Annotated in this window: 15 protein-coding genes; 9 read left to right on the forward strand and 6 right to left on the reverse strand. The window is 46.3% G+C overall.

Annotated elements, in window-relative coordinates:
* Nucleotide 1: 1 nt before the first annotated feature.
* The 5 genes from NST40_RS01950 to NST40_RS01970 form a co-directional block, all read right to left on the reverse strand.
* On the reverse strand, nucleotides 2-1,177 hold the full coding sequence (locus NST40_RS01950; protein ID WP_076219723.1) for a hypothetical protein: 1,176 nt from the start codon (nucleotides 1,175-1,177) through the stop codon (nucleotides 2-4).
* Nucleotides 1,178-1,577: 400 nt separating this feature from the next.
* Nucleotides 1,578-2,555, reverse strand: coding sequence for an aldo/keto reductase (locus NST40_RS01955; RefSeq protein WP_076124641.1), 978 nt, complete (start codon nucleotides 2,553-2,555; stop codon nucleotides 1,578-1,580).
* 52 nt (nucleotides 2,556-2,607) lie between these two features.
* Entirely contained in the window at nucleotides 2,608-2,823 is a 216-nt protein-coding gene (locus NST40_RS01960; RefSeq protein WP_051491260.1) for a hypothetical protein, read from the reverse strand.
* A gap of 90 nt (nucleotides 2,824-2,913) precedes the next feature.
* Nucleotides 2,914-3,480, reverse strand: a complete 567-nt coding sequence (locus tag NST40_RS01965; RefSeq protein WP_036682773.1) for a PadR family transcriptional regulator — start codon at nucleotides 3,478-3,480, stop codon at nucleotides 2,914-2,916.
* A 5-nt stretch (nucleotides 3,481-3,485) separates the two neighbouring features.
* The gene (locus tag NST40_RS01970; RefSeq protein WP_036682771.1) at nucleotides 3,486-5,006 is read right to left on the reverse strand and encodes an MDR family MFS transporter; all 1,521 of its coding nucleotides are present in this window, start codon (nucleotides 5,004-5,006) and stop codon (nucleotides 3,486-3,488) included.
* Nucleotides 5,007-5,272: 266 nt separating this feature from the next.
* Between NST40_RS01970 and NST40_RS01975 the strand changes: the two genes are divergently transcribed.
* From NST40_RS01975 to NST40_RS02015, 9 genes are all read left to right on the forward strand, one after another.
* Nucleotides 5,273-5,620 carry a metal-sensitive transcriptional regulator gene (locus tag NST40_RS01975; RefSeq protein WP_076124636.1) on the forward strand — a complete coding sequence of 116 codons (348 nt, stop codon included), beginning with the start codon at nucleotides 5,273-5,275 and terminating at the stop codon, nucleotides 5,618-5,620.
* Nucleotides 5,621-5,673: 53 nt separating this feature from the next.
* Complete coding sequence (locus tag NST40_RS01980) at nucleotides 5,674-5,874, forward strand: copper ion binding protein (protein ID WP_076124634.1); 201 nt, start codon at nucleotides 5,674-5,676, stop codon at nucleotides 5,872-5,874.
* A 113-nt stretch (nucleotides 5,875-5,987) separates the two neighbouring features.
* Nucleotides 5,988-8,450 (forward strand): heavy metal translocating P-type ATPase, encoded by a 2,463-nt coding sequence (locus NST40_RS01985; RefSeq protein WP_076192712.1) that lies wholly within the window; start codon nucleotides 5,988-5,990, stop codon nucleotides 8,448-8,450.
* A 31-nt stretch (nucleotides 8,451-8,481) separates the two neighbouring features.
* Nucleotides 8,482-9,234, forward strand: a complete 753-nt coding sequence (gene nfsA / locus NST40_RS01990) for an oxygen-insensitive NADPH nitroreductase (RefSeq protein WP_076304312.1) — start codon at nucleotides 8,482-8,484, stop codon at nucleotides 9,232-9,234.
* A gap of 195 nt (nucleotides 9,235-9,429) precedes the next feature.
* Entirely contained in the window at nucleotides 9,430-10,338 is a 909-nt protein-coding gene (locus NST40_RS01995) for an ABC transporter ATP-binding protein (protein ID WP_076124631.1), read from the forward strand.
* 2 nt (nucleotides 10,339-10,340) lie between these two features.
* Nucleotides 10,341-11,075 carry an ABC transporter permease gene (locus NST40_RS02000; RefSeq protein ID WP_036682760.1) on the forward strand — a complete coding sequence of 245 codons (735 nt, stop codon included), beginning with the start codon at nucleotides 10,341-10,343 and terminating at the stop codon, nucleotides 11,073-11,075.
* 4 nt (nucleotides 11,076-11,079) lie between these two features.
* Complete coding sequence (locus NST40_RS02005) at nucleotides 11,080-12,234, forward strand: sensor histidine kinase (protein ID WP_312149648.1); 1,155 nt, start codon at nucleotides 11,080-11,082, stop codon at nucleotides 12,232-12,234.
* On the forward strand, nucleotides 12,231-12,833 hold the full coding sequence (locus NST40_RS02010; RefSeq protein ID WP_036682756.1) for a response regulator transcription factor: 603 nt from the start codon (nucleotides 12,231-12,233) through the stop codon (nucleotides 12,831-12,833). Before NST40_RS02005 ends, NST40_RS02010 begins: the two co-directional genes overlap by 4 nt.
* Nucleotides 12,834-12,851: 18 nt before the next feature.
* Nucleotides 12,852-13,553 carry a histidine phosphatase family protein gene (locus NST40_RS02015; RefSeq protein WP_076124628.1) on the forward strand — a complete coding sequence of 234 codons (702 nt, stop codon included), beginning with the start codon at nucleotides 12,852-12,854 and terminating at the stop codon, nucleotides 13,551-13,553.
* A gap of 521 nt (nucleotides 13,554-14,074) precedes the next feature.
* Here the strand turns inward: NST40_RS02015 and infC are convergent.
* A complete protein-coding gene (infC, locus tag NST40_RS02020; RefSeq protein ID WP_342410366.1) occupies nucleotides 14,075-14,593 on the reverse strand; it encodes a translation initiation factor IF-3 in 519 nt (172 codons plus the stop codon).
* Nucleotides 14,594-14,624 lie beyond the last annotated feature (31 nt).

Consider the following 14,624-nt stretch of genomic DNA (forward strand, 5'->3'; position numbering starts at 1 on the left):
CTTATTCTCCACCTTTCTCAGGTTGAGGGTCCGAAGGAGCTTGGGTTGCTACCGGCGGGGTAGTCGTACTGTCTTCCGCCTTTGGCGTCTCTTGTGGAGCCTCTTGCTGAGGGACATCTTTTGGAATTGTGAGCTCTTCGTCAATTTCCGGCTTTACCGGGTCAGTGGCTGGGGCTTCAGGTTGTTCTTTATTTGGGGCTTCCGGAGCAGTTTCGCCTGATGTTGGAGGGGTTGCCTCAGCTTTCGCTTTATCCTCGGCTTCTTGTTGCTTTTTCTCCTCAGCCAAACGTTCTTCTTCTTTTTTCGCTTCTTCTTCTTTCTTTGCTTGCTCTTCTTCTAGCCGAGCTTTTTCAAGCTCTTCTAGTTTTTGCTCGCGAGTCTGACTGATCAATTGGAGTTTATCTTGAAGGGTAGTGATACCTGAGGTTGCCGATTCTTTATGGTTAGTCAATTCGGTATTTAGAGCTTCATAAGATGAGGTGAGGTCGCTAGAGATCACGCCGTCTGGTTGAGTGAAGGTAATCAGGAATGGCAGTGGCTGTGGGAACTCTCCTTCGCGTAATTCAAGTTGTCCATAAACATCACTGGTAACTACCGAAGCGAATGGAAGACCGACATCGTGTATGGAGGTTAGGTAACTAATAACTCCATTTAAGGAAGCATTCAAGGATTCCGAGATCACACCGCTTTGATTCAGGCTGCTTTGTAAATCTCTGAAAAATTGCTCGTCCTTGATTTCTAGACAGTTGGAATCTAGAGAAGTCATATATCCTCCTATCTGGAAGAGTAAGGCTGCTGCTGCACTTAGCTCATTGTGGATTTGATTCCAAATTTGGCTGTTAGCCGCCAGTTGCTCGTTAACGCTATCTATTTGGGATTGAAGCGCCGCTATTTGCGAAGAAATCTCTTCTGCAGCGACATCAAGCTCTTCCAGCGACATCCCTTCTATTCCCGAAACGTCCGAGTAGTTAGCTGATGAGGAAAAGGGCTGTAGTGATTCTTTTAAAGTGAGCGCTCGATTAACATGCTCTTTGAACTCTGTAAGCAGTGCCTTGATCGAATTCGGAAATACTTCGCAAAAGCTAATCGTGCTAGTGGTTTGCGTAGCGGCTCCAAAGCCTCCATAGGTACCACCAACTTGCTGCGAGGTATATAGAAATAAGACGGAGACAGCCATTCCTGATTGCAGTATACGTAATCCGATTTTCCTGTTTCTTCTAGGTCTTCTCCTTGCTGATCTGGGTCTTCTCCTTGCTGATCTGGGTCTCAGAGGAATACCTCCCCTCAATGTCTGTTTCTTTGGTTCGTTATTATCGTTCTTTATTAAGAACAACTTCTGTAATGAATCATACATGGAATAAATCAAAAAGAAAACTGCCAATAACGCGCATTTGTACTCTATAAAGAACGAAAATGATAATTTATCTCTAAATAACTCCATATATCGCTCGATTACTAAATATATTCTCAATAAAGAACGGTAAGTTAGAGTGATTCGCAAAAAAATACCCGGCTCGCAGTAGTAACGCGAGCCGGGCATAAGCGGAGTAATGAAATTGAGAATATAAATGTATATGTTACGGAAGTTTTGAACCGCGTGAACTAACATACAGGTCATACCATTCCTTACGGCTAAGCTCCAGCTTGTCCGCATCGGCACAGGCAGTAATACGCTTCGGATTCACAGTTCCAATAACAGGCTGAATGGCAGCTGGATGTGTCATTAGCCAAGCCAGTACAATGGCTTCGGGTGTTGTTCCTTTTTCATCTGCGAGCTGTTGGACCATAGCTGCTGTTTGGACGATATTCTCCGGTTGATCCTCTAATGAACGCCCGCTAAATAGACCTTGGGCGAGTGGCCCCCAAGCTTGAAGCTGAATGTTCTCCATTCGACAATGTTCAAGGGTTCCCTCAGGGAAGATAATATCCTTCCAGGGTTCACGATTTACACTGATTCCAGCATCCACCCAGCTGATCTTAGCCAAGCTCATATGCAGCTGGTTTACGATAAAAGGTTCATCGCAATAAGTCTGCAGCAGCTTGATCTGAGCGGCGCTCATATTGGAAACCCCGAAATGACGAACCTTACCAGCGGCCTTCAGTTGATGTAATGCGGAGGCTACTTCCTCGGGATCCATTAAGGGATCAGGTCTATGCAGTAGAAGAATATCAATGTATTCGGTCCCAAGTCGTGACAATATTCCATCTACACTGTTCAGAATATGTTGGCCAGAGAAATCAAACGTATTAGTGCTGTCTCCAGGCTCCATTAGCTTAATTCCACATTTAGATTGAATTATGATTTCTTCACGTAGTCTTGGACGATCCTTAAAAATCTGACCGAATACCTTCTCCGCCTTCCCACGAGTATAGATATCTGCATGATCAAACATGTTGATGCCGATAGAAAGGGCGGCATCAACCGCTTCATGTCCCTGTTTAACATTCTCCGCAGTAATCGGCTCATGGTCCCAGTCACCGCCTAGCCCCATGCAGCCTAAAGCAATGCGGCTTGCGGGAATCCCGCGCTTGTTTAAAGGTAACGCTTTCAACAATGTGATTCCTCCTTGGAAATTATGATTGCGTACTTGTAGATATTGTACACTCTCAGAAGCCCGTATGGTATTTTTTGTCGCTGGAAGAGCGGTGTTTGGTCTCTTCTTTATTCTTTTCTTCTTGCTTTTCCAGCGTCAAATCTTCCATCGGAATCGGGTCTACATTCTGCTCACTTTCATGAAGATCGAATAGACTTTCTTTTTCTGTTGGATATTGTTCCGGGTGATCCCGTTTGTCACTATTCAGCTGATGTTTTTCTTGAGTCATTTTTACCGCCTCGCCTTTCTTTGAGATTTAATGGCTATTGTGCTCGTTAATAAACGTATTTTGACTCCCTTAAACAGAAAAAAGAGGCCATTAGGCCTCTAAATTCAACGGTGTCCCTATGTCTTTTAGCTTGCGTGCTACAACATCATCGTATAGGCGCTGCAGCCATTTCAGCTCAGTCAGGGTGTGCTCATATGTACCGTACATTAGATGCAGGGCAGAACGAGGCACGATGGAGATATGCTCCTCGTATACCTGATAAGCCAGATTAACCTGATGTTCTGTTTCCCGGAGGCGTTCCTCGAGCAGCTTCTCAACCTTGCTCTGATCGATATGACGGGACATAGCCAGGGCCATATACATCGGATGATAGAAGGGTTCGTTTTTCTTAATTTGTTGCAGGATAAGCTGTTCGAATAAAGCTTTACCTTGCTCCGTTATGGCATAGATTGTTTTGTCCGGCCGATCACTGCTGCGGATGACCTCTAAAGCTTCTATATAACCATCTTGTGCAAGCTTATCCACAGCATAATAGAGTGATCCCATCTGCAGCTTCGTGATCCGGTCCATGGAACGTTCCTTCATCACTAATGTGATTTCATAGGGATGCATGTTCCGCTCCAGCAGTAAACCTAAAATGGCTAATTTCATGGACATAATGGTTACCTTTTGCCCTCTGACGCCTGAACAGCTTTAGCAGGAATGGTAAGACGGTCTTTTGGCATGAGCAGTACAAAGACTAGACCGAGCACTGCAGGAATCAAAGCCCACATAAAGGTTTGTGCAATAGAGGTGGATAACGCACTTGATATTTTTTCTAATATTTCAGCAGGGATCTTTGCTCTTGCTTCAGGTGTTAACGCAGCGCGTGGATCTCCGAAAGCTGCTGACTGTTCACTACCGCCAAAAGCATCGCTTAGACTGTTAGTAAAGCTATTCCGCTGAATAATCCCGAAGATCGTAATTCCCAGCGTCATTCCAAGGGAGCGCATGAAGGTACTGGTCGATGTTGCCGACCCCCGTTGGCGCATATCGAAATTATGGATAGCTGCCATACTCAGCACGGAGAAGGAAAAGCCTACGCCGAACCCAGTCAGAGCCATAAATACATTAAGCATGAGGCGGGAGGTATCTGGTGATAAAGTGCTTAGGCTGTAGACCCCTGCGACAAAGCAGACTGCGGATAGGATCATAATGTTGCGGAAGCTGGTTTTTGTTGTAAGCAGCCCCCCGGTCTGACTGCCAACGACCGTACCGATCATCATCGGCATAAGGATCAGCCCTGAGTTCGTAGCTGAGCCGCCAAATACACCCTGCACAAAGATAGGAATGTAAATAGTAGCTACGATAAAAGCAGAGCCATAAAATAGGCTGGTCACACTGCTTGTTGCAAACAACCGTTTGCGGAACATAGCGAACGAGATCACAGGTTCAGCAGCTACTCTCTCAATAAGGATAAACGCCAGCAAGAGAACAGCAAAACCTACGAATAAGCCAAGGATGGCACTGGAATCCCAAGCATATTGATTACCACCAAGTTCCAGAGCGAACATTAGGCAGATAATCGCGCCAACCAGAGTGAAGGCTCCACCCCAGTCAATGCGCTGTTTAGCGTGGGAGATCGACTCCTTATAAGAAGTTGCAATCAGGAACAGTGCAATAATTCCTAGCGGCAGGTTAATGTAGAATACCCACTGCCAACCAACATAGTCGGTAATATAGGCACCGAGTAAAGGTCCAAGTACACTGGAGATTCCGAAGACGGCTCCAAAGAGACCGGTCAATTTTCCTCTTTTTTCAGGCGGGTAAATGTCGAAAACGATGGTGAAGGCGATTGGCATTAGTGCACCGCCGCCGATCCCTTGAATGGCACGGTAAATACTGAGCTGTGTGATACTGGTGGCAGTACCGCACAAAGCCGAGCCAATCAGGAATACAATCAATCCGAAAATGAAGAAACGTTTACGTCCATACATATCAGAGAGCTTGCCGAAGATAGGGGTTCCGGCCATTACCATTACCATGTAAGCGGAGGTTACCCATACGATTTTATCCAGACCGCCAAGATCTGAGACTATCGTTCCCATAGCTGAAGCTACAATGGTATTGTCCATTGCGGACATAAGAATACCAAGCAGCAGGCCAACCACTACGAGTTTAAGATTACTTTCTTTAGTATGCATGCTTCGCAGCTCCTTTTTCTTAATAGTGATAGTGATAGTTCTGTTCGGAAAATGTTCATAATTAGAAGCAAAATTTATTATATTCAAATTTGAATAGGGAGGCAATAGTTTTTTTGAAAAAATAGAGATGTATAGCCAACCGTAGAAGAATACGGCGGTAATATAGGGACAAACTACCCGTGGAGATCATCTGTGGATGAATTAGGAATGCCTCTTGACATACCCTACGGGGGTATATTATATTATAACCAAGGAGGCTGATTCTTATGTCTACTGCCAAGAAAGAGCAAGCTGCAGAATCCTGCGACATAAATTGTCATTCTTCATCATCAGGAGAACGAAAAAGTCATCATTCGGCAGAATTCAAGAATAACTTGAATACGCGCCTCAACCGGATTGAAGGCCAGATCCGCGGGGTAAAGGGTATGATTGAACGGGATACCTATTGTGATGATGTACTCAACCAGCTCGCAGCGGTACAGGCGGCGTTAAATGGTGTCGGTAAGATGCTGTTAGAAGGACATATGAAAAGTTGCATTGTTGAGCGAATCGAAGCTGGCGAACATGAGGTTATCGACGAGCTCCTAATTACGGTTAACAAATTAATGAAATAATAAGCTAATGCTTCTAGAGCATAGCTTCACAACATTTATTGGAGGTTATATTAATGTCAAACGCTACATTAAACGTTGAAGGAATGTCTTGTGGTCACTGTGTTAACTCCGTAGAGAAAGCCGTAGGCAATCTTGGAGCCACAGCTAAAGTTGATCTTGCTGCTAAGAAAGTTTCCGTCGAGTATGATGAGAACAAAGTAAGCCTTGGTGCGATTAAAGAAGCAATTGTAGATCAAGGGTATGACGTAGTTTAATTTGAAGCACAGTAATAAGGCTTGGAGTGATATGGGGAAGCTACCCAAAGCTCCAATGCCTTTTCTTTTAGAAATTATCATACCCTATAGGGGTATGTGGAGGCGTGGAAATCATGGATAAAACCAAAACAACAGCTTCACCAAACGAACAGCAGGCAACTGTACAGATTACAGGCATGACCTGTTCCGCTTGTGCAACCCGAATTGAGAAGGGTTTGTCCCGGATGGACGGCGTATCTCGTGCGAATGTGAATCTAGCCTTGGAACAGGCTACAGTTGGATTTGATCCGACAGTATCAGGGTTGCCACAAATTGAGGATAAAATCCGTTCTCTTGGTTATGACACTATTAAAGAATCTGCGGATTTTGATATATCGGGGATGACCTGTGCTGCGTGTTCCTCACGGATTGAAAAAGTGTTGAGCCGTACACCGGGTATAGCAGCAGTTAATGTGAATTTAGCGCTGGAAACAGCACATGTAGAATATACACCCGGTAATATCAGTCCAAGGGAGATCATGGAGAAGGTAAGCAGTATCGGATATAAAGCTTCTCTTAAAGAAGACCGCAAGGATCATGTGGATCGTCGTGGAAAAGAAATTCAGCATAAAAAGTGGAAATGGATCATTTCTGCAATTCTTTCGTTCCCATTGTTATGGGCGATGGCTGGTCATTTCTCCTTCACCGGCTGGATTCCAACACCGGATATATTTATGAATCCTTGGTTCCAGCTTGTACTGGCTACCCCTGTGCAATTTATCATCGGTTGGCAGTTCTACGTCGGTGCTTATAAAGCCCTTCGTAACCGGAGTGCCAATATGGATGTGTTGGTCGTATTAGGGACGTCGGCAGCTTATTTCTACAGTCTTTATCTGACCATTGATTCCTTAAGCATGAAGGGAATGAATCATACTGTAGAAATGTATTATGAGACGAGTGCTGTACTCATTACACTTATCCTTGTCGGTAAATGGTTTGAGGCGCTGGCGAAAGGCCGTTCCTCTGACGCAATCAAAAGCTTAATGGGTCTTCAGGCAAAAACCGCCCTCGTAATTCGGGATGGGCAAGAAATGAATATCCCGACAGATGAAGTTATTCCTGGTGATATTGTATTGGTGAAGCCCGGAACAAAGGTACCTGTGGATGGCGAAGTTGTCGAGGGGTCTTCTTCTGTGGATGAGTCGATGTTGACCGGAGAAAGTATTCCTGTGGAGAAAAAACCAGGGGATACCGTGATCGGTGCCACTATGAATAAGAACGGTATCTTGAGAATCAAAGCCAATAAAGTGGGTCGCGACACTGCGCTGGCTCAAATTATCCGAGTAGTGGAGGAAGCTCAAGGCTCCAAAGCTCCGATTCAGCGGATTGCCGATGTAATCTCAGGGATTTTTGTGCCGATTGTTGTGGGTATTGCCGTAATAACTTTTCTGATCTGGTATTTCTGGGCAGCCCCTGGCCAGTTCGCTGATGCCCTCGAAAAAGCCATTGCAGTGCTCGTAATCGCTTGTCCATGTGCGCTAGGTCTGGCAACGCCAACCTCCATTATGGCAGGATCGGGCCGGGCAGCAGAGCTTGGAATTCTCTTCAAGGGTGGGGAGCATTTAGAGGGAGCGCAAGGGATTCAGACCGTTGTGCTAGATAAAACAGGTACAGTGACGAATGGTAAACCCGTGCTTACCGATGTTGTGACTACTACTGGAATTGCAGCTTATGGAAAAGAAAACGCGGAAAACCGATTGTTAGCTTTAACTGCAGCTGCTGAAAAGCTATCTGAGCATCCACTTGCGGAAGCTATTGTTGCTGGCGCTGCTGATAGAGGTTTGGCTTTGCCTACTGCTGAGCAGTTTGATAATGTGCCCGGACGTGGAATTATGGCCGTTGTCTCCGATCAGCAGGTTATGGTAGGCACGCGGCGGATGATGGAAGATCATCAGCTTGATATCACAGAATGGACTCCAATTATGAAGAAGCTGGAGGAGTCGGGAAAGACAGCTATGCTAGTAGCGGTAGAGAGTGAAATCGCTGGGATTGTGGCCGTTGCTGATACGATTAAACCGACCTCAAAAGCGGCTGTAGCCGCGCTCCATGATATGGGTATTGAAGTCGTAATGATCACTGGTGACAATAAAATTACAGCTGAGGCTATTGCGAAGCAGGCAGGGATCGAGAAAGTGTTAGCAGAGGTTCTGCCAGAGGGCAAAGCCGAAGAGGTTCGCAAGCTCCAACAGAATGGGACTAAGGTTGCCATGGTTGGGGATGGGATCAACGATGCTCCGGCACTGGCTACTGCCGATACGGGTATGGCGATTGGGACAGGAACGGATATAGCTATGGAAGCAGCAGATATTACGCTGATGCGCGGGGATTTGAAGAGTATTCCTGATGCGATTATGATGAGCCGCAAAACGATGAGAAATATTAAACAAAATTTGTTCTGGGCGCTTGCTTACAATACAATAGGAATACCGATTGCTGCACTTGGGTTTCTAGCCCCATGGCTGGCAGGAGCTGCGATGGCATTTAGCTCCGTGTCTGTTGTTTTGAATGCACTTCGGCTACAGCGGGTAAAGCTGTAATATCACTATCACTATTTAGGGAGTGGCCACAGTGCAAGTAAATAACGATACAATTTCTCTGTTAATGAAACATGCATCTGTCCGCAAGTTTCAGGATAAGCCAGTAAGTGAAGATCAGCTTAGCGCTATTATTGGAGCAGCTCAGATGGCTTCAACCTCAAGCAATGTTCAGGCTTATAGTGTTATTGCAGTTACTGACCCGGCACTAAAGACGGAGCTTGCGGGACTAGCGGGCAATCAGGCTTATATAGAACAATGCCCAGTATTTTTGGTCTGGTGCGCTGATCTGTATCGGCTGCGCGAGGTGACGAAACCTCATTTGCAGGGAGAGACTTCTTATGAAGATTCTGCTGAGAACCTGATTGTAGCTACCGTTGATGTTGCGCTTGCTGCACAGAATGCTGCAGTGGCTGCGGAATCACTAGGACTTGGAATTGTATATATCGGTGGAATCCGTAACCGGATCGCGGAGGTATCGGAATTGCTGGGACTGCCTGAATTGGTCTATCCGATATTCGGGATGTGTGTAGGTTATCCTGACGGAGCTTCGGGCCTGCGTCCGCGGCTTCCACTAGAGGCTGTTCTGCATCGTAATCGCTATAATGCGGAAACCACTGTGGAGCAGGTCAAAACGTACGATAAAGTCTCCTCAGACTATATGCGTGAGCGGACCCACGGCGCCAAAGACACCCCTTGGTCGGCCATTATGGCGGAGCGATTGTCACAGCCAGCACGGCTGCATATGAAGGAGTTTCTGCTGGAAAAAGGATTCCTTCGGAGGTAACTAAACTTTCTTCACCTAAAGAGGCTGCCTTATTAGTAGTTTATTCTACTGATAGGGCAGCCTCTTTTTTTTATTCGAAGCCAGGAAGGTGACAGTTGTCATCTTAAAGAAATGACAGTCCATACTAATGTCATGTCTTCTTTTTCCATATGATTGAAATAGATCAAACGCATTCGGAAGCGGAGGGATTACGTTATGGATAATATTATAGAAATGCACGGGGTCAGCAAAATATATAAGGATAAAAAGGCCGTAGATAATATCAGCTTTAACATTGCTAAAGGTTCGATTACAGCTATTCTGGGACCGAACGGAGCGGGGAAAACAACGGCATTAGGCATGCTGCTGGGGCTAATAGAGCCTACCGAGGGTACAGTGGAGTTGTTCGGTCATCATCCGAAGGATAAAGCAGTACGTGAAAAGACTGGAGCGATGCTGCAGGAGGTAAGTGTAATGGATCGGCTAAAGGTGCGGGAGATCATTGATCTGATCCGCAGCTATTATCCAAAGCCTATGGATATGGAGTTTCTAATTAAGGCTACTGGACTTGCGCCAGCCGATTTGAATAGATACGCCGAGAAGCTCTCGGGCGGTCAAAAGCGTAGTTTGGGCTTTGCGCTAGCCCTCGCGGGTAATCCGGAGCTGATCTTTTTCGATGAACCTACAGTCGGACTTGATATTACTTCCCGGCGGCGGTTCTGGGAAACGGTTCGTGGACTTGCAGAGCAAGGAAAAACGATTGTGTTCACGACCCATTATTTGCAGGAAGCAGAAGATATCGCGGATCGTATTCTATTATTCAGTAAAGGACACTTAGTTGCGGACGGAAGTCCAGATGAGATTAAATCGCGGATTGTGAAGCGTTCCGTGTCCTTCCTGCCTGTGGGTGATCGCTCGCAATTGCGCAGAAACCTGCTAGACCTAGCTGCTATAGAGGATTGTTATGAAAAAGATGGCCGCATTCACGTGACCACAGAGGATACAGATGAGGCGCTTAAAGCGATTTTTGTGGCTGGACTTCCTGTGAAAGATGTTCGAATTGATCAGGGACGTTTGGATGAGGCTTTTGAACAATTGACCATGAACCAAGAGGAGGCTGTCTAACCATGAGACTAATTACTGTACAGTGTAAAGCGGAAATGCTGCGGATCATCCGTAATCCCTATTATGTGTTCTGGTCTTTGCTCATGCCCATCATGTTTTATTTCATCTTCACCCGGGTGGTCAATACAGGTAGCGATGACCTAACGTGGCGTGCTCATTATTTAATGTCTATGGCGACCTTCAGTGTAATGGGCTCAGCCATTATGACGCTTGGCATCCGGTTGGTGCAAGAACGAACACAAGGCTGGACCACCTTTATTCGGATTACACCGCTGCCGGGATCGATCTATTTTTTCGGAAAAATGTTCGGACAGACGATGATGCATCTGTTTTCGGTCATTTGTATTTTTATCGCAGGCTATTTAATCAATGGCGTCTCTTTATCCGCAGGTCAATGGGTGCTTAGCGGGCTGTGGATCCTGATCGGTTCTCTACCATTTTTAGCGATTGGTACGCTTGTAGGTGCTATGAAACGGGTGGATACAGCCAGTGGAGTCAGCAACGTGATTTATATGGCTCTTGCTGTAGCAGGAGGCATGTGGATGCCGATTGAGATACTGCCACGATTAATGCAGCGGATTGGTCATTGGTTGCCTTCCTATAACTATGGGAATGGAGCCTGGGAAATCGTTCGTGGCTCAGCTCCGACATGGAGTAATGTCTTGATTTTACTCGGATATTTGGTAGTTTTTATGTTACTATCGGTCTATATTCGAAAAAAACAGGAAGCGGTGTGAATGAATGTCTGAGCGTGCGAAGTTCCGGTTATTTCCACAAAAACAGGGTTTTTTCCCTTTTGTATGGGCTGTTTATCTGGTTTTGCCCATCCTGAATTTGCGCGGGGAGACTGGAATGAAGCTCATCCTGGGCGGGATTATGATAGCGGTGTTTGCCATCAGCTATCGCCAGCTGTATTGGGTGCGGGGTGGAGTGTTTAATGTTTGGTTATTTATTCAAATGTTAATCATCGTGGTGCTTAGTGTGTTCTATACCCCCTATAATCTGTACATGGGCTTTTTTACCGCAAATTTTATCGCATATTATACGGAGAATAAAGGGTTCAAAATTGCATTTGCTTCTTTTGTGATCATGATCCTTTCGGTGCTGGTCTTAGTGGGTCGTGAGATGGAGTGGGGTAGCGTGATGTTTTTAGCTCCGTTTATTATTATTATGTTGATTAGTCCGTTCGGAGTGAGGTCCATGAATCGGAATCAGAAGCTGGAGAAAGAGCTGGATCAAGCCAATGAGGTGATTAAAGAGCTGGTGAAGCGTGAGGAACGAATGCGAATCGCCCGTGACCTGCATGATACCCTTGGTCATACCTTGTCCTTGATTACGTTAAAGAGCCAACTCGTAGAGAAGCTGGTGACGAAAAATACGGAGCGAGCCCAAGAGGAGGCGCGGGAAATTCAGCGCACTTCACGGGCTGCGCTCCGTCAAGTACGTGAGCTAGTGTCGGAAATGCGTGCGGTCTCAGTAGCAGAGGAACTGGCTGAAGCTGGAGAGATGCTGCGAACGGCAGAGATCGCCTTAGAAGTGGAAGGGGATATCTCTCTGGAGGGGGTATCCGACCTGACGCAAAATATCCTTAGCCTCTGTATCAAAGAAGCAGTGACTAATATCGTAAAGCATAGTAGAGCGGACAAATGCTTCATAGGAGTGGCAAAGCTGGCTGGAGAAGTGCGAATTACCGTTAAGGATAACGGCATTGGTCTACAGCATGGGGAGAGAGGGAATGGTGGGCTTAGCGATGGAAATGGCATGAAGGGAATGGCAGAGCGTCTATCCCTGATTGATGGCTCCCTGTCGCTAAGCTCAGCTGAGGGTCAGGGAGCTACGCTGATCGTTACCATCCCGCTAATCGTAAAAGATGCACAAGGGGGTGAGACTGCATGATAAGCATTGTTATAGCGGAGGACCAACGTCTGCTTCGGGGAGCGATGGCTTCTTTGCTGGATCTTGAAGACGATATCGAAGTAGTCGGAGAAGCTTGTGATGGGGCGGAGGCGTTAGCTTTAATCGACAAGCTTCAGCCAGATGTCTGTCTCATGGACATTGAAATGCCGTTCAAGAGCGGGCTGGAGGTTGCAGAAATATTGCGGAGTAAGGGTTGTCCGACCCGAATTATTATTTTGACCACCTTTGCCCGTCCAGGGTATTTTGAGCGTGGAGTAAAGGCTGGTATTCAAGGGTATTTGTTGAAGGACGAGCCTGTAGATAAGCTAGCTGAATCTATTCGTCGTGTCATGGCTGGACATCGGGAGGTATCTCCTGAGTTAGTCTTCGGCAGTCTGCGGGAGGAGAATCCATTAACAGCACGGGAGCGCGAGATTTTAAAACTGGCTGGAGAAGGGCAAACCGCGAGCGAGATAGCCTTTTCGCTGCATCTCTCTTATGGCACTGTCCGCAATTACATCTCTGAAATACTCAATAAGCTGGAAGTGAAAAGCCGGATTGAGGCGGTACGGCTGGCGGAAGAAAAAGGCTGGATTTGAGGGGAGGAGGGCATTGTTATGCAAATATTTCTGATTCGTCATGGTGATCCGGACTATTCCATAGATGATCTAACGGAATTCGGGCATCAGGAAGCAGCGGCATTGGGAAAACGCATGGGATCTATCGGACTGGATGAATTATATGCTTCACCATTGGGTAGAGCACAGACAACAGCAAGTTATGTGGCCAAAGAGACGGGACTTGTAATTCAGACAGAACCTTGGACTTGTGAATTGGATTGGACAGGGGTTATGTTGGATGGACAAATGGCGCCTATATGGGATAGTCCCGGAGAACATATTAGTGAACTATCGAGTGGAAAAAGAGAATGGTCTGATCAAACAGATCATTGGTTAAAACAAGAGGAATACAGATTGCGGTTTAGCGAACTACAAGCGGCTTCAGATCAATTCTTGCTTCGCCACCACTATAAAAGAGAAGATGGCCTATATCGTATCCTCGAGCCTTCTACCAAGAAGATTGGAGTTGTGTGTCACGGTGGCTTTGGCCTTGCATGGCTAGCCCATTTATTGCAGATTCCTTTAGCCTTGGCTTGGTCCGTATTTTGGCTTGCTCCAAGCTCGGTAACGACGATCTTGTTTGAAGAGCGCAGCGAGCACTATGCAGTTCCCAGATGTATTGGATTGGGAGATGTCTCCCACCTCTATGCTGGGGGTATGAACTATCGCCCAAGGGGATTAATGGGTAATCATGTTTAAGGTGACTGATTAAGAGCGAGCAAGAACATTGTCTATGAAGTGAAAGGCCATCCCGCAGAGGATGGCCTTTTTTAATAATACAAGAAAGTATAAGTTTGGCACGAGACATTATCCTTCTATTTCTCGCATAAACGCTTACCGTCCTTTAGGGGCACCGAAGGCGCTTTTGCTTGCATATAAGAATCATGCCCCTTGCCCAGTTCCTGATTTCCACTTGCTATTGTGCTAACGGACTTAGATGCAGCTATTTGTACATTTTAAGCCTTTTGGAGGAAGTTGCGGACTCGAGAGATCTTATTTTCCATAAATGGAGGGAATATCGTGCTATTTTAGTGATATAAAGTCTCTGAAGTCCGTTAGCATCCCAGAACAGCGAAATAGTTACGAATAAGGGCTGTGGTGTCCAAACGCAATTCTGAATTCTGCTCGCAATAAAGCTACATTTGCTGATAGCAGCAGCTTTTTCATGAAATGGTCTACTAATTTTGGTTTTGAGCCTAAATTATCTGAAATTCCACTCTTCACCGTGGATTTAATTTCACCTGTGAACCTTTGCCGCCTGTCTGGATGCCGGTATCTTTGACTCCGACTTCCTTGAGGTCAGCTACGAGGCGTTCTAGTACCGTCTTTGCGGCAGCAGCTTCCTTCGCACCGGATACTTTGACAACTAATTGCACCGGCTTGCCGGAGCGGAGATGCTTCTCAGCCTGACGGAGCTTGGTATCGTAGTCGTGCTCTTCAATATGAGCAGTGAAGCGGAGCTCTTTGACCTTCTCCTTGCTGCCGCCCTTTGCAGCTGAGCCACCACTGGCCTTGCGTGCTGAGGCTGCTTCTTTCTGCGCGGCCGCTTTTGCTTTGCCCTTTGCAGTTAGGCTGCAGGGCGGTGGGCTGCTCATTAGCGAGGTGCATACCAGATCAGCTCCCGCTGATCTGGCCATGGCCAGCGCCTCTTCCCGTGAGACGATACCCAGCTTCTCACCCCTAAGTCCTGTAAGAACTACTTCGGATGCTCTGATTTGTTCATTGATTAATACTGCCACTTCTATGAATCCTCCCCTGATAACGATGATA

Source organism: Paenibacillus sp. FSL R10-2778 (genome assembly GCF_038593035.1).
GTDB classification, from domain to species: domain Bacteria; phylum Bacillota; class Bacilli; order Paenibacillales; family Paenibacillaceae; genus Paenibacillus_AQ; species Paenibacillus_AQ odorifer.